This is a genomic window from Marinobacter salicampi (genome assembly GCF_011074795.1).
Taxonomy (GTDB): Bacteria; Pseudomonadota; Gammaproteobacteria; order Pseudomonadales; family Oleiphilaceae; genus Marinobacter; species Marinobacter salicampi.
In genome coordinates, this window is sequence record NZ_JAAMPF010000009.1 from 21,689 (window position 1) to 40,894 (window position 19,206).

Here is a 19,206-nt window from a genome sequence, read left to right on the forward strand (position 1 = left end):
GGCAGAGCGAATACAACGGTTGCTCCTGCCCCTGGCATTGCTGCCCCAGAAAATATCGTTGGGTCCCGTGTTCATGCGTTACAGAATCAGTGATTCACCTTTCGCTACCAGCCTGCCCCGGATGATCGGCTATGGGAGGCTGGCCGCTATCGGAATTCCTGAGGCTCGAACGATTATAAAGATTTGCTAGACAGATCGAGACAATTTCGAAGCCCCTGGAGTCAGCCCCACTACCGGCTATAATGGCGTACTTTTAACTTTCCCAGAGAACTCTATGCCAATCGAAAAGAACCAAGTAGTCCTGTTCCACTACAGCGTCAGTGATGACCAGGGCACGGTCGTTGAAGACTCCCGTGGCGGCGAGCCGAACGCTTACCTGCATGGCCATGGCGGCATTATCCCGGGTCTGGAAGAAGCCCTGGAAGGTCGCGAGGCGGGCGAAAGCTTCAGTGTTACGGTCAGCCCGGAAAAGGGCTACGGTCCCCGCAAGGCCGATGCCATGCAGCGTGTGCCGATCAAGCATTTAACGGGTGCCAAACGCTGGAAGCCGGGCATGATTGCCCAGGTGAAAACCGAGCAGGGCCCGCGCCATGTGCTCGTCGTCAAGGTCGGCCACAAATTTGCCGATGTCGACACCAACCATCCGATGGCAGGTAAAACCCTGGTCTTCGATATCGACATCGTCGACGTACGCGCCGCCGAGCCGGAAGAGATAGCCCACGGCCACGCCCATGGGCCGGGTGGGAACCATTGAAGGCTTCTCTTCAGGGGAAAACCAAAACCTGGGCTGTCTTCGGACAGGTCCTCCTTGTCGTCAGTGTTGCGCTGGCGGTCGCCAGCTGTGATGTCCGGCCGGGTCCGTCGTCCGAAGCTAACCCTGCCGGCCACAGCGCGCCAACGGCCAGCACAGCCAAGGCCAATCAGCAGGTGCTCGATCAGCGGCCGTTTGAGAACCGTAGCGATTTTGCCAACGCCCGGCGCGGACTTGTTGCCCAGGACCCGGAGCTGGTGATTGAGCAGCCCGGCGGCGGTGAGGTCTGGAACATGCAGAGTGATGCCTTCATCGACAGTGAGGGCGAGAACGCCCCGGCTTCGGTGAACCCCAGTCTCTGGCGACAGGCGGCCCTCAACAACATCCACGGCCTGTTCGAGGTGACCGGGGGGCTCTACCAGATCCGGGGATATGATCTGGCCAACATGTCGATCATCGAGAGCGATACCGGCTGGATCCTGGTGGACCCGCTGACTGCCCGGGAAACCGCCAGCAAGGCTTTTCTCTTTGCCCGGGAGCATCTGGGTGAAAAACCGGTTCGGGCCATCCTGTTCACTCACAGTCACATTGACCACTTTGGCGGCGTACAGGGCATTCTTCAGCATCTCTCGGATGAAGAGAAAGCCAATCTGCGGATCGTCGCACCCGCCGGCTTCGAGGAAGAAGCTACCAGTGAGAACATCATCGCCGGCCCGGCCATGACCCGTCGCGCCATGTACATGTATGGCAAGCGGCTCGGGCGGGATGAGCGCGGTCATGTTGGCACCGGCCTGGGCAAGGGGCCGGCTTTCGGTACCTTTGGCTTCGCCCGTCCCACTGAGCTGATCCGTGAAACCGGCACCGAGCTGACGGTGGACGGTGTTCCGATGGTGTTCCAGATCGTGTCCGGCTCCGAGGCGCCGGCTGAGTTCACTTTTTACCTGCCCGAGCAGAAGGCCTTCGGCGGCGCCGAGCTGGTCAGCCGGAACATGCACAACCTTTACACCCTGCGGGGCGCGAAGGTTCGTGATGCCCGGCTCTGGAGTGGCTTTATTGACGATGCCAGAAGCCGGTTTTCCGAAGCCGAGGTGTACTTTGGCAGCCACCACTGGCCGCTCTGGGGACAGCAGGAGATTCAGGAATTTCTGGCGGTGCAGCGGGACACCTACAAGTTCATTCATGACCAGACCGTGCGCCTGATGAACCAGGGCGCCACACCCCGCGAGATCGCCGACCAGCTGCAGTTACCACCGGAGCTGAATCGGGATTTCCACAATCAGGGTTACTACGGCACGGTGTCCCACAATGCCAAGGCCGTGTACCAGCATTACCTGGGCTGGTTCACCGGCAACCCGGCCCAGCTCAACCCGTTGCCGGAGCGTGAATCGGCAACGCGGACAGTCGAGATGATGGGCGGCGCTGAAAGAGTCCTGGAAACTGCCCGGCGGGATTTCGACTCGGCTGTGGACATGAATGCGGAAGACGGCCGGAGCACCTATCGCTGGCTGGCGGAGCTACTGAACCAGGTGGTTTTCGCCGAGCCGAACAACGAGGACGCCAAAGCGCTGCTTGCCAGTGTCTATGACCAGCTTGGTTACCAGGCGGAGTCGGCTCCCTGGCGGGATTTCTACCTGACCGGCGCTTACGAATTGCGCCATGGCGCGCCGGAGGAAGGCCTCAAGCCCGCCATGATGAGAGATGTGCTGCTGAATACGCCGGTGGCGCTGTTCTTCGACAGCATGGCGGTGCGCCTGAAAGCCGAGGAGGCGGCAGGGGAAAATACCACCATCAAGATCACCTTCACGGACCTCAACGAGAGCTATCTGCTGACCCTACAGAATTCGGTTTTACACAACCGTCTGGTCAGGGCGGACACGCCGGCAGACGCCACTCTGACACTCACACGCCCGCTGTTCGTGGACCTTCTGGTGGGCAATGCCGGCTTGAAGGAGCTTCTGTTCAGCGACGACATCAGCTTTGCGGGCAGCCGGCTCGACCTGATCGGATTTTTCAGTATGCTGGAAAAACCCGAGGGCCGGTTCAACATCGTGCTGCCGTGATCATCACGACCCATTAGCCATCCGCGGGTAATGGGCAGCACCAAGCCCTTGGCAGTTTCAAACTCAGCGGCTCAGTGCTGCACATCCTTGCTTTCAGTTATTGGATACGGACAATGGTGTTAACCGGGGTTGGGGGTGAAAGATGAGAGCACTAATTCTGGTGGTGAGTTTCCGTTTTGCATCCGCGGCACTGGCCGACTGTACCTATAACGGCCGGTCCTACCCGGTTGGCACGGTGATAGGCCCTCTCGTGTGTCAGCCGGATGGCACCTGGAAATAGGTTTCCGTATGCGGGAGCCGGAGCAATGAAAAACTCTCAACTGTGTCCGCGCGCCTGCAAACCCTGCTGAACGCCAACCTGGTCGTCAGACAAAGGGAACGAGGCATCTCTACTACAGGCTGGCGGATCAACACGTTGTTGAACTGATCGAAAACGCTCTCGAGCACGCGAAAGAGGCCAACATTACGGAAGGAGGACTAACATGAGCTGCAATACTCATCAAGACCACCCACATGAACATGGTCCTGGCTGTGGCCATACGGCCATTGAGCATGGCGATCACGTTGATTACCTACATGATGGCCATTTGCACCACCCCCATGATGATCATGTCGATGAGCACAAGATCGAGTTATCCGATGCCAATCCGGATGCCTGCACACCAAACCACACCTGTGCGGGGCACGATCAGGATCACGTTCACGGTCCGGACTGCGGTCACGAGGCGGTGCCCCATGGTGACCATGTCGATTACCTGGTGGATGGTCACTTGCATCATCCCCATGGGGATCATTGCGACGACCATGGACCGGTAAACGTCACAGGTTAAGTACGGCTGGACTAAAAATTACATCCATACCGGAGCGGGCCATTACAGCATATCTTTTGATGACAGCTCGCTTCGGTCGACCATCTCGCCCACAATCGTGACTATGGCATCTCACCATCAGGACCAAAAGTGACCAGGCGAATTCGCCAATTCATCAGCAGCCTGAACCTCGTCCCCAAGAGCAATGTCACCCGCTTCAAGCACTCGCGTTGTAATACCCTCATGCCCGCGCATGGCGTTGTAACCGCCGGGGCCCAGCGATGTTTCCATTTTACTGCAGGGGTGGCAGAGGCCTGTGTATTCCAGCACCACATGTCCGATGCGGAATCGCTTGCCTTTCAGGGCGAGCAGGTTCAGGCCAGATACCACAATGTTGCGCCGGAAAACCTCGGGTTCGATGCTCTCCCGTTGCAGGCAGGAGGCGATGACGAGCAGGTGCTCTTTCTGGATCAGGGTCACTTGACGCTTGCTGGTCTCGCGGCCATTGAATCGATCGCCTTGCAGGCCTTTGCCGGGTGTGACTGATACGCTTTGGAGCGTTTTCATGGCCTCATCACGAGCGGGGCGGATGCCGATCCATTCAACCCGGCCGGTTTGGGGTAGGGTGTCGAACAGGATCTGAAGGGAAGTCTGTTCAGGCATTGGCCAGCGCCCGCACACAGCGGCGGAACAGTTCCGCCGAGAAGAACCGGTGTTCCCTTGACGGCTCCGCCACGAATAACTGACCACCGGAATCGCTGATTCCCCCTTCGATCATCAGGTTGTCACTCATCTCAAAGTCCTCAATGGTGTGGCCCAGTTCGTCCAGACCGGTTGAGCCCGCCCGTTCCTGGTAGAGACGACTATCCAGGCTGAATCCGAAGGCGGGCTTGCCCTGTCCGATCATGTAGCCTTTTTCGTATACGGTGCCCGGGTCGAGGCGGGCACAATCATCCCGAGAATCATCGGGTCTGGCCGGAAGCCCTGCGCAAAGCGGGTAGGCCGTTGAACTAAGCCTGCTATTTCTGGATAGGAGGTGAGGCATCCTGCGCGTACCCCACTGAGCCGGCACGGGCTCGCCGCTTCCTGATCAGGATCTTATGCAGCTCCTCCACAACGAGAAGGCTCATAGCGAATGCGAGCAACTGCAACCATTCGTCCACTGAAATTGGCTGAATCTGCAGGACATCGGAAAGCCCCGGTGTGTACATGGCGCCAATGTGGGCCAGTTGCGCGAGGGGAACAGCCAGCATCAGGAACGGATTACCAAGCAGGGAGATACTGAAAAGGGAGCGGAACTCCGAGCGGCTGTTCAGCGCGTGGATGTTGCCGAAGAGCACCATCAGCATCAGTGTCAGATTACGGGCTTCCTCAATACTCTGACCCTGATCGAGTGTCCATTGGAAGTTGAGGAATGCAACGAGACCCATCCATGATCCCACCACCAGGACATGCTCAATAAGTGGTTTATCGAACACGGGCTCCTGAGGCGAACGCGGCTTTACGGACAGTTCGCCGCCTTCTTTCGGTTCGAATGCCAGGGCCACGTCCTGGAAGCCGTTGGCAACAAGGTTAAGCCAGAGTAACTGTACCGCGATCATGGGCATGGGCAGACCGGCCAGTACACAGAAGAAAAAAAGCAGGATCGCCGAGAAACCGGTGGCAACCAGCAGCCCGATAACCTTGCGGATATTGTTGTAAACCACCCGCCCCTGCTCAATGCCCGCGACAATGGAGGAAAAATTGTCGTCGGTAACGATCAGGTCCGCGGTTTCCTTGGCCACATCGGTACCGCGCTTGCCCATGGCTATGCCCGCATGGGCCTGCCGCATGGCCGGAGCATCGTTGACGCCATCACCGGTGACCGCGACAAAATGTCCGTCCCGCATGAAGCTGTCCACAATCTGGGCTTTCCTGGCGGGTTCTATGCGGGCGAATACCCGGGCCGGACGAATGAGCTGGTCCACCACCTCCTGGCCCCGGGCAGTGGCTTCGTCAAGCATTGGGCCCGTCACAACCGTGGCGTCCGCTTCACACAGGCCCAGTTCCAGGGCGATCGATTTTGCAGTTGCAGGGTGGTCGCCCGTGACCATGGCCACTTCAATGCCGCCGGTGCGGCATTTTTCGATGGCGTCAAAGGCCTCATGGCGGAGCGGGTCGATCATGGCGACCATGCCGAGAAAGATCATATCGACCATTTCATGGTCGCCGGCTGACGAGGTTTTCTTCGCCAGGGCGATAATCCGATAGCCCCGGGAAGCGAGCTCGGTGAACTGGCTTTCGAGGGCTGGTTTGTCGATTTCTACAGAGTCGTCACTGGTTGCCATGCGGTTGCACATGGCCAGCATTTTTTCAGGGCTGCCTTTGGCATAGATGACGGCTTGATCGCCAATGCGGTTGACCACAGCGCTGTAGGCCTTCTCTGACTCATAGGGGATCAGGGCCAACTGTTCCTGCCGGGTTCGCAGGTCAGTGATGGACATACCCAGCTTCTTGGCCATGACCAGGAAGGCAATGTCCACGATATCACCCTGGGAAACCCACTCGCCGCCGCTGTAGTCCAGATGGCTTTCATTGGCGAGGACGCCTGCGACACAGAGCTCCCTGAGGGCATGCGGCCCCGTCGTTTCCACCTGGGCTCCGGCAGGGCCTGTGACTTCCCCGCCCGGGGCCACGCCCTCGCCAGTGACCTCGAACTGGCGTCCATCAGGCAGCATCAGCTTGCGAATGGTGAGCTCGTTGACGGTCAGGGTGCCGGTCTTGTCGGAGCAGATGAGAGTGCAGGACCCCAGGGCTTCCACAGCCACAAGCTTGCGGATGATCACATTGCGCTTTGCCATCCGGCTCATACCGATGGCGAGGGCCACGGTCAGTGCCGCAGGCAGACCCTCGGGAATCACTGAAACCGCCAGGCCGATGGTCATCAGAACCATGTCTTCCATGGAATAGCCGCCATCCAGGATCATCAGGCCGGCCAGCGCGGCAATGGCCACCAGAATGCCGAAGGCAACAGAGTAGGTGAACTTGCGGATCCGGATCATCAGAGGCGGTTCGGCAGATGTTTTGCCGGTGACTCCCTTGGCAATCTTGCCAAGCTGGGTATCCGAGGCGGTAGCGATCACCCGGCCACGTCCGCGTCCATGGGTGACAATGCTGCCCGCAAAACACTGGTCAACGCGCTCTGTGAGCGGCGTGCTGTCGTCGCTAGCCGCACCGGCATTCTTGGCGACCGCCAGGGATTCCCCTGTCAGCATGGACTCATCCACCGCCAGGCTACTGGCGCTGAGCAATTGGATATCAGCCGGTACCTTGTCGCCTGAGGAGAGCAAGACAACATCGCCTGGAACGATCTCTTCAACTTCAACGGTTACAATCTGGCCGTCCCGAAGCACATGCGCCGTACCTTTTATCATTTGCTTCAACGCGGCGGCCGCCTGCTGGGCCGAAAACTCCTGGACTGTGCCGATAATTGCATTGATCAGCAGGACGATCAGGATGAAAACCCCGCTTGGGGTCTGGCCGAGCACAAATGAAACTGCCGAAGCGATCAGCAGGATGTAAATGAAAGGGCTGAGGAATTGCCGCGCAAAAAGCTTTACCACACCCGGCATGGGAGGGGCGGGCAGCCGGTTGTAACCAAATTTCTCCAGGCGTGCACTGGCTTCCTGGCGGGACAGTCCGCTGTCAGCGGAATCCGGTGTGGTGGGTGGCTCTGGCGCTGCACTGTTCATAGGGAAAACCGTGACAGATTTATGGTTCAGCTTACAGGTAACGGCAACAGCATTTGCCAGTATGGCCGGCTTTTCATCCTGAAACGATTAAGCACTGAAAAATAAAAGACTTGCTTTAAGCTGGGGCGCCTTATCGGCAGCCTGAAAAATTATGATGCACCTTATTCAACATTGACAGACTTCCCCATCTTGCCAAAGATTAAAAAAGGAATGGCAGGGAATGACTCGGTGGCTTTTTCGCCGTAACGGTTGGGAGGGCCTGGAATGGAAAATCTTGGCGATGCTTCTGCCATTACACCGGAGGGTTTGCACAGCCTTCTTGAAGTACTGACCGAGCGCGGCTACGAGGTGGTCGGGCCAAGAATCCGTGACGGGGCTATCATTTATGACCAGCTCTCCTGTGTTGACGATCTCCCCTCCGGCTGGACCGATGAGCAGGACGGGGGGGGGATATGCCTTTTACTGAAGGCAGGCAGTTCGGTCCGAGCATCGAGAACAGGTGGCGGGCGCTTGATGACCAACCCGTCTGAACACTGTCTGTCTTCACGGCAGATGTCGAGGTTCCGAACCCGACAGGCCGTCGCCGCCATAAACGGGGTCGTTTCCCGAGCACTGGCGGGCAGCGACAACAAGGGGGCTCCACCATGGAAGAGCAGGCGCCGGCGGAAGGAACCCGCGACCGACTCAATCCCATTGTATTCTACGGCTCAGTCATTGGCATTGTGCTTTTTGCCCTCTGGACCATGTTCTTCACGGACATGGCGGAAGGCGTTATCAACACGGTGTTGGGCTGGGTATCCAATACCTTCGGCTGGTACTACTTTCTCACGGTAGTGGCCTATCTGGCATTCGTGATCATTATCGCCAGCTCTCGCTTCGGTGATATCCGGCTGGGCCCGGACCATTCCAGACCCGAATTCAATATCGTCTCCTGGGCCTCCATGCTCTTTGCCGCCGGCATTGGCATCGATCTGCTGTTCTTCTGCATTGCCGAACCGGTGACACAGTTCCTGGCGCCACCCCAGGGGGAAGGCGGCACCGTTGAGGCGGCCCGCCACGCCATGGAACTGACCTTCCTGCACTGGGGCGTCTCCGGCTGGGGCATCTATACCCTCGTGGGGATGTCCCTGGCCTACTTCAGCTATCGGCACCAGCTGCCGCTGACCATTCGCTCCGCCCTGTATCCCATTTTCGGCCGGGGCATCCATGGCCCCATTGGCCATGTGGTGGACATCGCCGCGGTGCTGGGCACGGTCTTTGGTATTGCCACGAGCCTGGGCATAGGCGTCATCCAGCTGAACTATGGGTTGTCTACCCTGTTCGATCTGCCCGAAAGCACCTGGGTCCAGGCCGTGCTGGTACTGATGATTGTGGTCTTCGCCACCCTGTCGGCGGTGAGCGGCGTGGAGAAAGGCATCCGCCGGCTATCCGAGTTCAATATGCTGCTTGCCGCCTGTCTGGTCATCTTCGTGCTGATTGCGGGACCCACACTCTTCCTGCTCAATGCGCTGGTGATGAACGTCGGCGATTACATCACCGGCTTCATCGACCTGTCGTTCAACACCTACGCCTATGACCAGCCCACGGAGTGGCTCAACGGCTGGACCATCTTCTTCTGGGCCTGGTGGATTGCCTGGGGGCCCTTCGTGGGGCTCTTCCTGGCCCGTATTTCCCGCGGGCGCACCATCCGCCAGTTCACAATAGGCACCCTTATTCTGCCCATGACCTTCATGATGGTGTGGATGTCCATCATGGGTAACAGTGCCATCGATATGGTCATGGATGGCGCCGAGTCCTTCGGCGAACAGGCCATGAGCAACCCGGCGTCGTCCATCTACCTGTTCATGGAAAGCCTGCCTCTGGCGAGCATCACCACCATCGTCGTCTCCATCCTGGCGCTTGTATTCTTCGTCACGTCCGGGGATTCAGGTGCGCTGGTGCTGTCGAACTTCACCTCCATTCTCACGGATGTGAACCATGACGCTCCGGTCTGGATGCGCATTCTCTGGGCCACGGTTATAGGCCTGCTCACCCTGGCCCTGCTGATGGCGGGCGGGCTGACCGCGCTACAGAGCACGGTGGTGATCATGGGATTGCCGTTCTCGGTTGTGCTTTTCCTGATGATGTGGGGGCTGTACAGGGCCCTGAAGACGGAATCACTCAAGCAGCGCAGGCCACGTCTGGCCCCCTCGGGTGCCCCTGTCGGTCCGGATGGCAATGCGCCCACTTGGCGTCAGCGCCTGACCCGGGCCATGAGTTTTCCGGATCATAAACAGGCCATGCGTTTTCTCGAGGGGACTGTAAAACCGGCCATGGTGCAGATCGAGCACGAGCTGCGCGAACGGGGCCTGAAAACCGGGATTACCGGCATGGACGACGAACCCTGGCATCTTGAACTTAACGTGGACCTGGGTGAGGAAGGACGGTTCACCTATCAGGTCTGGCCCCGGGCCGCGGCCATGCCTGCCTTTGCCATTCGGCCCCATGCCAAACACAACACCTATTACCAGCTCGAAGTGCATCTTGAGGAAGGCGGTCAGGGCTATGACCTCATGGACTACACCCAGCACCAGATCGTTGAGGACATCCTGGACCAATATGAGCGTCATCTGTTCTATCTGGAGCGCCGCCGGGAAGCCCCCGGCGATGTCTCCATGCCAGGACCCCACAGCAGGGAATAAACCAACCGCTGGAGGGGAGGTCTCCGGCGGTAATCACCAGGAAAATCCCATGGGCATCGAAAACGCACACCACAGCAATGTTTTCTCAGGCACCGGATTCGGTTCCCTGATGGGGCTTGTCGCCATGGCCCTTGGTTCGCCCGTGCAGGCGCAGACGGACGAAGGGACCAGCTTCGGCACATTCGGAGCCAGTGTCACCATTGCCAGTGACTACATGTTCCGGGGCATATCGAACTCCAACGAGGAGCCCCAGATCCAGGGGGACATTAACTGGTCACACGGTAGCGGTGCCTACGTTGGGGTCTGGGCCACCAACACCAACTTCGGTGGCCCGGGCAACAGCATGGAGCTGGACCCCTACATCGGGTTTGCCGGCAGCATCGGAGACACCGGGCTCAACTACGACGTGGGCTACTGGCTCTATACCTATCCGGGCTCTGAATCCGACTTCGATTACAGCGAACTTTACGCTGTCGGCACCTGGACTAGGGGAGATCTGAGCATCAGTCCCAGCGTCTGGTACGCCCCCAACTATTTCGGCGAGGACTTTCTGGACGAGGTGGAAGGACTCGCCTACGATCTGACGCTGAGCCATGCCCTACCCTGGGAGGTGGGTGCGTCGGCCCGAATAGGGAAACAGACCTTCCACAGCGGCGGTGATGGGCTGGACTACCTCTACTACGATATTGGCGTAACCCGAACGGTTGGCGAGTTCAGTCTGGGCCTTCGCTGGCATGATACTGATGACGTCGACGCTGCCCTGATCGGCGACACGGATCTGGCCGAGGGGCGTTTCGTCATCGACATTACCCGCAGTTTCTGAGCCCACCTGATGGACAGACCGGCAATTGCAGGAGCAGATCATGACTGAACAGGACTTTGATCGGGAATTCGATCGGGAATTCGATTACATCATTGTCGGGGCCGGCTCTGCGGGTTCCGTATTGGCGGACCGCCTGAGCGCGGACGGCGCCCACGAAGTGCTGGTGCTGGAATTCGGTGGCAAGGACAATTCCGTCTTCATCCAGATGCCCCTCGCCTTTTCCATTCCCCTGAACAAGCCGCGTTTCGACTGGGGTATGCACACTGAAGAGGAGCCAGGACTGAACAACCGCACACTCCATCAGGCCCGAGGCAAGGTGATCGGCGGCTCCTCCTCCATTAATGGCATGGCGTACGTCCGGGGCTGCGCCGGCGATTTCGAGGAATGGGTGGAGCTCGGCGCGAAAGGCTGGAGCTACGCCGATGTCCTGCCCTACTTCAAGCGGGCCGAGGGCTGTGTCTACGGTGCCGATGCCTACCGGGGCGCTAATGGTCCAGTGGGAATCTGCAACGGCAACAATATGCAAAACCCACTTTACCGGGCATTTATCGAGGCCGGAGAACAGGCGGGTTACGGCAGGACGGACGACTACAACGGGTACCGCCAGGAAGGTTTCTGCCGCATGGACATGACCGTACGCAACGGCGTGCGCGCATCCACTGCCAACGCCTATCTCAAGCCTGCTTTAAATCGCGCCAACCTCCACCTGGAAATGCATGCGCTGACCCAGCGCGTGATCATGGATGGCCAGAGTGCTGTTGGCGTGGAGTATAAGCAGCGGGACAAGACGTTCCGGGTACGTGCCCGGAGGGAAGTCATCCTCTCGGCCAGCGCCTTCAACTCGCCAAAGTTACTCATGCTCTCCGGTATTGGACCGGCGGCGCAGCTGCGAGAGCATGGTATTGACGTCGTACATGACCTGCCCGGGGTGGGCGAGAACCTGCAGGATCACCTTGAAGTCTGGGTCCAGCGCCGTTGCACTCAAAAGATCACCCTCAACGGCTGGCTCAACCCGATCGCCCAGGGCTGGATCGGTGCCCGGTGGCTGCTTACCAAAACCGGGCTCGGAGCGAGCAACCAGTTTGAATCCAATGGCTATATCCGCAGCCGCCCCGGACTCAAATGGCCCGACCTCCAGTATCACTTCCTGGCGGGCGCCATTGCCTACGACGGCTCAAGCGCGGTAAAGGGCCATGGCTTTCAGGCACACCTGGGGGCAAACAAACCCACGAGCCGGGGCCGTGTCTGGCTGCGCTCGGCGGACCCGGCCGACCCGCCCCGGATGTTCTTCAATTACCTTGCCGAGGAAGCGGACAAACAGGCCTACCGTGACGGGCTTCGACTCACCCGGGAACTCTTCGCCCAACCCGCATTCGACCCGTACCGCGGCGAAGAAGTCTCCCCCGGGAGAGATGTGCAGAGCGATGATGAAATCGACGACTGGGTAGCCGAAACCGCCGAAACCGCCTATCACCCCTGTGGCACCTGTCGTATGGGGGAGGACGACATGGCTGTGGTGGACACGGAATGCCGCGTGCGCGGCGTGAACAATCTGCGTGTCGTGGACTCGTCCATCATGCCCACAGTCACCAATGGCAATATTAACGCACCCACCATCATGATTGCCGAGAAAGCTGCCGATCACATACTGGGACGCGAACTCCTGGCACCCTCCGACGCGGATTTTTATTCTGCTGACAGATGGGAGGATCAGCAGAGAGAGGGTTCGCCGGAAAGGAAAGCAGGCTTGGGTGGCTGACAACTGAAAAGGGGACGGATTTATTTCACCCGAAGGCTTTGTGCGGTCGCCTCCCAGGAATCAATCAGGATGATCACAGAGGGATTGGCTATGAAATCTGCAATCACAGCCGCCATATGGGCGAGCATCTTTTGTCTGGGAATTGGATCAGCATTTGCCGACGCCCAGGACATGACCAGCATGCAACTGGCTGAGGAAAAGAAGTGCACGGCTTGCCATGCCATAAAGAAAAGCGAACCGACGTCGGTAGCGCCATCCTTCCTGAGTATCGCGCAACGATACTCGATGGACGAATCCGATCGGCTGGTTCAGGTTGTGCTGACCGGCGGCGAGGATCACTGGGGCCGCGCAGAAATGCCGAATATGGGTGATATCACTGACGTCAGCCGTAGCGAGGCAGAAAAGCTCGTGAAGTGGATTTTGGAGATGGAAGAGTAAAGCAACCCGCACAGAGCCTCAGACAATGCCAGGGCGTGAGTGCGGGTTGGGCTTGAGCGCGTAACTGGGTCAATCAGACCATCATTGGCGGCCAGGGTCGTTGCGGCCATACTGATCATGGCTCGATACCCAGTCCAGGGATGAAATCGCAGCCCCCAGCGAAATTTCGCCGGCAAGCACGGTGCCGGCAATGATTTCTGCGAATTTTCTCACCTTGCCAACGCCCGCGCAGCCCATGATTTTCAGACCTTCCTGCTGAGTGGGCAAACCTGTTCCACCGCCACAGGTACCAACGATCAGCGAGGGCAGTGTGATCGAAATGTAGAGGTCTTTCTCAGCCGTGAGCTCGGTGTAAAGCAGGCCGGTTGAGGATTCCGCCACATTGGCTACGTCCTGTCCGGTCGCGATGAATATTGCTGTGATCGCGTTGGCCGCATGACAGCCGTTGTTGTTGGCGCCGGAAATCAGGGTGCCGATATTGGCTGCTTTGGAGTGTCGGTAAAGGGACTCGGTGTCGGCATCCATTACGTTACGCAATACGTCGCGCCTGACGGTCACTTCCGCTGTCACGCGCTTTCCACGGGTACGCATCGTATTGATCATTGATGCTTTCTTGTCAGTGGCGAAATTTCCTTCCAGGAAGAACTCTACAATCCTGTCCTGCTGGTAGTTGCTCATGATCCAGTTGCAGGCCGCAAAGGTGGCTTTGCCGACCATGTTCATGCCAGCAGCGTCGCCGGTGGTAAAATTAAAACGCGTAAATGCGAACTTGTTGGTCAGGTAGTAATCGACGTATTTCAGTTTTACGAATGGGTCAGACTCACCACAGACTTCCCTGATTTCGTCGGTTTTCCCGGCCAGCCAGTCGGCGAACCGCCTGGCGCTGGCTGCATCCTCGAAAATGAAAACCGGTGCTCGCTGCATGTTGTCGCCAACCACCGCGCATTTCACTCCGCCGCTTTCATTGATAACTCTCATGCCACGGTTATAGGACGCCACCAGCGTTCCTTCCGAAGTGGCAAGGGGCACATAGAATTCGCCATTGGCGTTCTCTCCCTCTATCCGTAACGGACCGGCAAGACCCATTGGCACCTGAGCCACCCCAATGAAGTTCTCAATATTGCCCCGGGCAGCATGGGTATCAAATGAGCAGGCAGAAATATGCTCAAGCGTAACGCCGGTCCGGTCGCGCACGAATGCCTGGCGAGCCTCGACGATTGAGCTGTCGTAGTCGTCTTCATCGTCCCGTGGGATGGCGTCGGGAGACCTTCCACGGCCACCGAGTTCGTCTTCGACACTGAATTCAAGAAGTCCAAACTCCTCGGTTTCAAATGCCAAAGTCAGTTGGTGGCGGCCTTCCTCAAGCGGCTCCGTAGCGAGATCAAAGATCAGCAGGGTGCCGAGCGGAAAGTTCATCGGGCCATCGGCTCCGACTTTTTCCGCGTCCAGGACATCTCCCGAGTCAGGAGTGATATGTATCCGCTCAAGACCAAGCGCCTCGCCGTTGAGCTCGAGCCGCTTGATGCGTGTCAACTTTGCTGGGGCCAGACGATTTTTGAGGGAAAAGCGAACCCCGCTATCGGAATTCCTGAGGCTCGAACGATTATAAAGATTCGCTAGGTTTACTTCGGAGCTGAGTGACATTTCCCTGTCCTCCTTCGCTGGGGCGGCAGTCAGGATCTATTCCCGCGCTGGTCGTCTAATCCTACATCAAGGAGTCTGAGGCGGGAATGCTCAGAGACAGGGAGCAGAAGCAATGACAGCAGTGAAACCGGGACAGATCTATTTTCTGTTGTTAGCAGGAAAGAGTTTTACCAAATCGAGCGCCAAAGAGGCCAAGCCACCAGAAGACCTGTATTTTTATAATTACTTTCAGCCGAGAAAAAGGAAACGCTGTAAGTTAACCTGACACAGAAGAGTTAATTGAAGGGCTAGAGGGGGCGTAGGCATGCAAATTGGCGTCATTGCAGATACCCACAGCAAAATGCGCCCCGAAGCCCTGGAGGCATTGGAAGGCTCGGACCTGATCCTGCACGCCGGTGACGTTGGGCGGGACGAGGTTCTGGACGCGTTGGAGGCGATCGCGCCGGTGGTTGCGATTCGTGGCAATATTGATAAAACAGGCCGCGCAGTGAACCTGCCCGATGTCCAGCGTCTGGAATTTCTCGGCCATGCTTTCTACATGCTCCACGACGTCAAAACCCTCGACTTCGATCCCCAGGGCCGTTACCGCGTGGTGATCGCCGGCCACTCCCACAAGCCCCGTAACGAATGGGTTGGCGACGTGCTTTACTTCAACCCCGGTGGCGCCGGGCCCCGGCGTTTTACTCTACCGATCACGGTAGGTCGGCTTGAGGTGTGTGCAGATCGTGTGGCGGGTGAAATCATCGAGTTGCCGGTCTGATCAGTTCGGCCCGGCTTCTGCTGTACCCAGGCGTTGTCGAAAACATTAGCTCGCGGGCTGTAACGACGCCGGGAAATTGAAGACTTCGAACACTTTTTGGTCAGTCGCAGCCATCGGTTTTTCAGGTCATCCCCAGCAGCTCCTGCAGCATGCTGTAGCTCAATCCCCATATGCAGACCCCCCGGTAGCAGCAACAGGGCATGTTCAGGGTGCCGAGGCGTGTGCGCCAGGGAAGCTGGCTCTGGTTCTCTCGGGCGGCGAGATAGTCCAGGGGAACCCAGACCACCCGCTCGACTTCATGGTTGAGCGAGACGGTCTTTGGCCCCACCCACTCGAACACATAGGGGGTGACCACCATGGGGCGCCAGCGGCTGTGGTGGCGGGTGATCAGGTCTGATAACCGGCCCTGATAGCGGCCGTGGTGGTGCAGATCAATGCCGGTTTCTTCCTGTGTTTCTCGCTCGGCGGCGGCCCGGGCGGAGGCGTCTTCAGGTTGCAGCCGCCCACCGGGGAAGGCCATATCGCCGGACCAGGGGTCGCCCTCCCGATGGGCCCGCTGGATAAACAGCAATTCCTTGCCGCCGGATTCCGACCGTCGGAGAATCAACGCGACGGAGGCCCGGGCGAATCTTCGCCGGAACGGTATTTTATGAGGGCGCATTCGGCTGAGCCAGGATTTAGCGCGCACAGAAATCGTTCCTCTGGTGGTGGGGGCTATAGTTAAGCATATTCCCAGTCTCGGGGGATTGCCTGATCACTCCGGCGACCACACCTCCCCATGCTGCATTACCCGAAATTCCAACTCGCTGATCCCTTGTCTCTCCAGTGCCATCCGCAGCCGCCTTGGTGGCTCGTCCATGGGTTCGTCGGTCAGTGCGAAGGTACCCCAGTGCATGGCTATGGACTGGCTGGCGCCAATGTCCTGGTGAATCCTGACCGCCTCTTCCGGCGCCACATGTACCGGGGCCATGAACCAGCGGGGGTCATAGGCGCCGATGGGTAGCAGCGCCAGGTCAATGGGCGCAAACAGTTCGCCAATGACCTGAAATATCCGTCCATAACCGGTATCACCGCCGAAATAGAACCTGAAGCCGTCCATGTCCAGCAGCCAGCTACACCAGAGCGAGGTGTTGGTGTCGGTGGCGGTTCGTCCACTAAAGTGCTGGGCTGGCAGGCAGAAGGCTTCGTTTTTGCTGTCCAGTGGCGTTGACTGCCACCAGTCCAGTTCCACCAGATTCTGTATGCCGCACTTCTCGAACCAGCGTCGCAGGCCGATGGGGATACAGAAGCGCAGGTTATCACCGAATCGTCGGTGCAGCTGACGCACCGTTGCTTCGTCGAGGTGGTCGTAGTGATTGTGGGATACCAGTACCAGGTGGATCGGCGGCATGTCCGCCACCGTCAGGGCGGGTGGCGTAAACCGCCTCGGCCCGACCAGACGGAAGGGGCTGGCCCGGTCCGATAACACCGGGTCAGTCAGTACGTTCAGGCCCCGATACTGGAACAGGAATGACGCATGCCCAAGCCAGGTCAGTTGCGGCGCTGCCGGCGGGTCAATCAGCAAGTGGACGTCGGGACGCAGTAGCGTGTAGCGTTTACCCTTCGGGAAACGGCGGCCGGGGGCGAGTTGCCAGCGCAGAAAATCTCCAAGTCCACGGCGCGGAACAGGCTCCAGGTTTCGGTACCTGCCGCCGTGGCAATGGGGTTCGGCGGCGAGGGCGGCGAGGCGTTCACGGTCGATGGTCATGTCTCGGGCTCACTGGCAAAAACCGGAAAAAAAGTTTTTGGGCTCTCAGGTAACGACACTGGTATTTGCTAGTATGGCTGCCTTTTCATCCGGATAGCGATCAGGCACTGCAAAATGAATGCTTCACTCAAGATGAATGCTCCACTCTAGATGAATGTTCCTTTCAAGCTGAGGCCTTACCAGCAGGAGGCGGTGGATGCCACCTTGAGGCATTTCCGCCAGTCCGATGACTCTGCCGTTATCGTGCTGCCGACCGGTGCCGGCAAGAGCCTGGTTATTGCCGAGCTGGCCCGTCTGGCCCGGCGCAAAATTCTGGTGCTGACCCACGTCAAGGAGCTGGTGGAGCAGAATCATGCCAAATACCAGAGCTACGGGCTGGAAGGCGGCATCTTCTCCGCCGGGCTGAAACGCAGGGAAAAACAGCATCAGGTGACCTTTGCCAGCGTGCAGTCGGTAGCGGCGAATCTCGATCAGTTCAAAGATGAATACTCGCTCGTCATTATCGATGAGTGCCATCGGGTCAGCGGTGAGGAAACCAGCCAGTATCAGCGGATCATCGAGCTGCTGCGGCAACAGAACGATGCCCTCAAGGTGCTCGGGCTGACCGCCACACCCTATCGTCTGGCCATGGGCTGGATCTACCGCTATCACTACCGGGGTTTTGTTCGCGGTTCTGGTGAAGAGCAGGACAAACCCTTTGTGCACTGCATCTATGAACTGCCGTTGAGCTACATGATCAATCGGGGCTATCTCACCCGGCCTGAGCTGGTGAATGCGGCGGTGGCGCAATACGATTTTTCTGCGCTTTCCCAGGACCGCTTTGGCGAATACGCCGAGAAGGATGTCAACCAGCTGCTGGGCAAACACAAGCGGGTGACCCGCGCCATCATTGAGCAGGTGATGGAATTGGCCGCTGAGCGCAAGGGGGTGATGATCTTTGCGGTCACGGTGGACCATGCGAGGGAGATCACCGGTTATCTGCCGGAGCAAGAAACTGCCCTGGTGACCGGCGCGACCGATCTGAAGGACCGGGATTTGCTGATCCAGCGCTTCAAGCAGCGGCAATTGAAATATCTGGTCAATGTGTCCGTGCTCACCACAGGCTTTGATGCGCCCCATGTGGACTTTATTGCCATTCTCCGCCCTACCCAGTCGGTCAGCCTGTATCAGCAGATTGTTGGCCGTGGTCTTCGTCTGGATCAAGGTAAAACCGACTGCCTGGTGATTGACTACGCTGGCAATCAGGTGAATCTGCATCACCCGGAGGTGGGCGAGCCGAAACCCAACCCCGACACTGAGCCGGTGCAGGTGTTCTGCCCGGGCTGTGGCTTTGCCAACATCTTCTGGGGCAAGACAGACAGCGAGGGCAGTGTGATCGAGCACTACGGGCGCCGTTGCCAGGGTCTGCTGGAGCCTGCGCAAGGGACTGAACCCGCCAGGCAGAATGGGCGCCCGCAACAGTGCGATTACCGTTTCCGTTTCAAGGCGTGTCCCCACTGCGGGGGCGAGAATGACATTGCGGCCCGCATCTGCGGGCATTGCCACCAAGCGATTATCGACCCCGATGATCAGCTACGGGACGCCCTGAAACTCAAGGATGCCATGGTGATCCGCTGCGCCGGGATCACGTTAGGCATTATTGATGGCAGCAAACTGAAGATCTCCTATCACGGTGAAGATGGGGAAGAGCTCAGCGAGTCGTTTGATTTCAGCAAGCCGGCGCAGCGCCACGTCTTTAACAAACTGTTCGGACGTCGTTTGGCGAATGGCCAGGCACCGAAAGCGTTCAGCCGAGCGAAGGAGGTGCTGGAGATGCAGGCCCAGTTGCCGGCGCCGGATTTTGTGATCGCGCGAAAGCAGAAGCACTATTGGCAGGTGCAGGAGCGGATTTTTGATTATCAGGGTGGCTATCGTAAGGCGTGTAAATAGCTCCGTCCCGGTTTTTCCTCGGCGTTGTCTTTCTTCTATAGTGATATGGACAATGGATTCAGCTCAATACCGGT

Annotated in this window: 16 protein-coding genes; 10 read left to right on the plus strand and 6 right to left on the minus strand. The window is 58.4% G+C overall.

What is annotated here, in order from left to right; all coding sequences use genetic code 11:
* The first annotated feature begins 274 nt into the window (after positions 1–274).
* The 4 genes from G7W63_RS03765 (at position 275) to G7W63_RS03780 (ending at position 3,641) form a co-directional block, all read left to right on the plus strand.
* Positions 275–754 carry an FKBP-type peptidyl-prolyl cis-trans isomerase gene (locus G7W63_RS03765; RefSeq protein ID WP_166253377.1) on the plus strand — a complete coding sequence of 160 codons (480 nt, stop codon included), beginning with the start codon at positions 275–277 and terminating at the stop codon, positions 752–754.
* Positions 751–2,811 carry an alkyl/aryl-sulfatase gene (locus tag G7W63_RS03770; protein ID WP_242634308.1) on the plus strand — a complete coding sequence of 687 codons (2,061 nt, stop codon included), beginning with the start codon at positions 751–753 and terminating at the stop codon, positions 2,809–2,811. Before G7W63_RS03765 ends, G7W63_RS03770 begins: the two co-directional genes overlap by 4 nt.
* A 142-nt stretch (positions 2,812–2,953) precedes the next feature.
* Entirely contained in the window at positions 2,954–3,091 is a 138-nt protein-coding gene (locus tag G7W63_RS03775; protein ID WP_166253380.1) for a hypothetical protein, read from the plus strand.
* Between the two features lie 202 nt (positions 3,092–3,293).
* Positions 3,294–3,641, plus strand: coding sequence for a hypothetical protein (locus G7W63_RS03780; protein WP_166253384.1), 348 nt, complete (start codon positions 3,294–3,296; stop codon positions 3,639–3,641).
* 117 nt (positions 3,642–3,758) lie between these two features.
* Here G7W63_RS03780 and G7W63_RS03785 read toward each other — a convergent pair whose 3' ends face one another.
* From G7W63_RS03785 to G7W63_RS03795, 3 genes are read right to left on the minus strand one after another with little or no spacing between them, the layout of a single operon-like run.
* Complete coding sequence (locus G7W63_RS03785; protein WP_166253387.1) at positions 3,759–4,283, minus strand: MOSC domain-containing protein; 525 nt, start codon at positions 4,281–4,283, stop codon at positions 3,759–3,761.
* Positions 4,276–4,665, minus strand: coding sequence for a nucleoside 2-deoxyribosyltransferase (locus G7W63_RS20105; protein WP_278185413.1), 390 nt, complete (start codon positions 4,663–4,665; stop codon positions 4,276–4,278). The genes G7W63_RS03785 and G7W63_RS20105 overlap by 8 nt, the downstream gene beginning before the upstream one ends.
* Positions 4,640–7,351, minus strand: coding sequence for a cation-translocating P-type ATPase (locus G7W63_RS03795; protein WP_166253390.1), 2,712 nt, complete (start codon positions 7,349–7,351; stop codon positions 4,640–4,642). Before G7W63_RS03795 ends, G7W63_RS20105 begins: the two co-directional genes overlap by 26 nt.
* A 644-nt stretch (positions 7,352–7,995) precedes the next feature.
* On the opposite strand from G7W63_RS03795, the gene betT reads away from it, so the two are divergent.
* The 4 genes from betT to G7W63_RS03815 all read left to right on the plus strand — a co-directional run bounded on the left by betT (position 7,996) and on the right by G7W63_RS03815 (position 13,052).
* Positions 7,996–10,032, plus strand: a complete 2,037-nt coding sequence (gene betT / locus G7W63_RS03800; RefSeq protein WP_166253393.1) for a choline BCCT transporter BetT — start codon at positions 7,996–7,998, stop codon at positions 10,030–10,032.
* Positions 10,033–10,081: 49 nt separating this feature from the next.
* On the plus strand, positions 10,082–10,855 hold the full coding sequence (locus tag G7W63_RS03805; protein ID WP_166253396.1) for a TorF family putative porin: 774 nt from the start codon (positions 10,082–10,084) through the stop codon (positions 10,853–10,855).
* A 40-nt stretch (positions 10,856–10,895) separates the two neighbouring features.
* A complete protein-coding gene (gene betA / locus G7W63_RS03810) occupies positions 10,896–12,614 on the plus strand; it encodes a choline dehydrogenase (protein WP_166253399.1) in 1,719 nt (572 codons plus the stop codon).
* Positions 12,615–12,683: 69 nt separating this feature from the next.
* Positions 12,684–13,052 (plus strand): c-type cytochrome, encoded by a 369-nt coding sequence (locus G7W63_RS03815; protein WP_166253401.1) that lies wholly within the window; start codon positions 12,684–12,686, stop codon positions 13,050–13,052.
* An 81-nt stretch (positions 13,053–13,133) separates the two neighbouring features.
* Here the strand turns inward: G7W63_RS03815 and G7W63_RS03820 are convergent, their stop codons facing one another.
* Positions 13,134–14,696 (minus strand): hydroxymethylglutaryl-CoA reductase, encoded by a 1,563-nt coding sequence (locus G7W63_RS03820; RefSeq protein ID WP_166253404.1) that lies wholly within the window; start codon positions 14,694–14,696, stop codon positions 13,134–13,136.
* A 304-nt stretch (positions 14,697–15,000) separates the two neighbouring features.
* Between G7W63_RS03820 and G7W63_RS03825 the strand changes: the two genes are divergently transcribed.
* A complete protein-coding gene (locus G7W63_RS03825; RefSeq protein WP_166253407.1) occupies positions 15,001–15,456 on the plus strand; it encodes a metallophosphoesterase family protein in 456 nt (151 codons plus the stop codon).
* Positions 15,457–15,577: 121 nt separating this feature from the next.
* Here G7W63_RS03825 and G7W63_RS03830 read toward each other — a convergent pair whose 3' ends face one another.
* Together G7W63_RS03830 and G7W63_RS03835 are read right to left on the minus strand one after the other, a co-directional pair.
* Positions 15,578–16,144 (minus strand): NUDIX hydrolase, encoded by a 567-nt coding sequence (locus tag G7W63_RS03830; RefSeq protein ID WP_166253410.1) that lies wholly within the window; start codon positions 16,142–16,144, stop codon positions 15,578–15,580.
* A 66-nt stretch (positions 16,145–16,210) separates the two neighbouring features.
* The gene (locus tag G7W63_RS03835) at positions 16,211–17,203 is read right to left on the minus strand and encodes an MBL fold metallo-hydrolase (RefSeq protein ID WP_166253413.1); all 993 of its coding nucleotides are present in this window, start codon (positions 17,201–17,203) and stop codon (positions 16,211–16,213) included.
* Between the two features lie 150 nt (positions 17,204–17,353).
* Here G7W63_RS03835 and radD point away from each other — a divergent pair, with 150 nt between their 5' ends.
* Complete coding sequence (radD, locus tag G7W63_RS03840; protein WP_166253416.1) at positions 17,354–19,132, plus strand: DNA repair helicase RadD; 1,779 nt, start codon at positions 17,354–17,356, stop codon at positions 19,130–19,132.
* Positions 19,133–19,206 lie beyond the last annotated feature (74 nt).

Excerpts from the sequence above, each read along its gene's own strand:
- G7W63_RS03835 (WP_166253413.1), bottom strand. The coding sequence starts at position 17,203 with ATGACCATCGACCGTGAACGCCTCGCCGCCCTCGCCGCCGAACCCCAT.
- G7W63_RS03785 (WP_166253387.1), bottom strand. The coding sequence starts at position 4,283 with ATGCCTGAACAGACTTCCCTTCAGATCCTGTTCGACACCCTACCCCAA.
- G7W63_RS03795 (WP_166253390.1), bottom strand. The coding sequence starts at position 7,351 with ATGAACAGTGCAGCGCCAGAGCCACCCACCACACCGGATTCCGCTGAC.
- G7W63_RS03820 (WP_166253404.1), bottom strand. The coding sequence starts at position 14,696 with ATGTCACTCAGCTCCGAAGTAAACCTAGCGAATCTTTATAATCGTTCG.
- G7W63_RS03780 (WP_166253384.1), top strand. The coding sequence starts at position 3,294 with ATGAGCTGCAATACTCATCAAGACCACCCACATGAACATGGTCCTGGC.
- G7W63_RS03765 (WP_166253377.1), top strand. The coding sequence starts at position 275 with ATGCCAATCGAAAAGAACCAAGTAGTCCTGTTCCACTACAGCGTCAGT.
- G7W63_RS03825 (WP_166253407.1), top strand. The coding sequence starts at position 15,001 with ATGCAAATTGGCGTCATTGCAGATACCCACAGCAAAATGCGCCCCGAA.
- G7W63_RS20105 (WP_278185413.1), bottom strand. The coding sequence starts at position 4,665 with ATGCCTCACCTCCTATCCAGAAATAGCAGGCTTAGTTCAACGGCCTAC.
- radD (WP_166253416.1), top strand. The coding sequence starts at position 17,354 with ATGAATGTTCCTTTCAAGCTGAGGCCTTACCAGCAGGAGGCGGTGGAT.
- G7W63_RS03775 (WP_166253380.1), top strand. The coding sequence starts at position 2,954 with ATGAGAGCACTAATTCTGGTGGTGAGTTTCCGTTTTGCATCCGCGGCA.
- G7W63_RS03815 (WP_166253401.1), top strand. The coding sequence starts at position 12,684 with ATGATCACAGAGGGATTGGCTATGAAATCTGCAATCACAGCCGCCATA.
- betT (WP_166253393.1), top strand. The coding sequence starts at position 7,996 with ATGGAAGAGCAGGCGCCGGCGGAAGGAACCCGCGACCGACTCAATCCC.
- G7W63_RS03805 (WP_166253396.1), top strand. The coding sequence starts at position 10,082 with ATGGGCATCGAAAACGCACACCACAGCAATGTTTTCTCAGGCACCGGA.
- betA (WP_166253399.1), top strand. The coding sequence starts at position 10,896 with ATGACTGAACAGGACTTTGATCGGGAATTCGATCGGGAATTCGATTAC.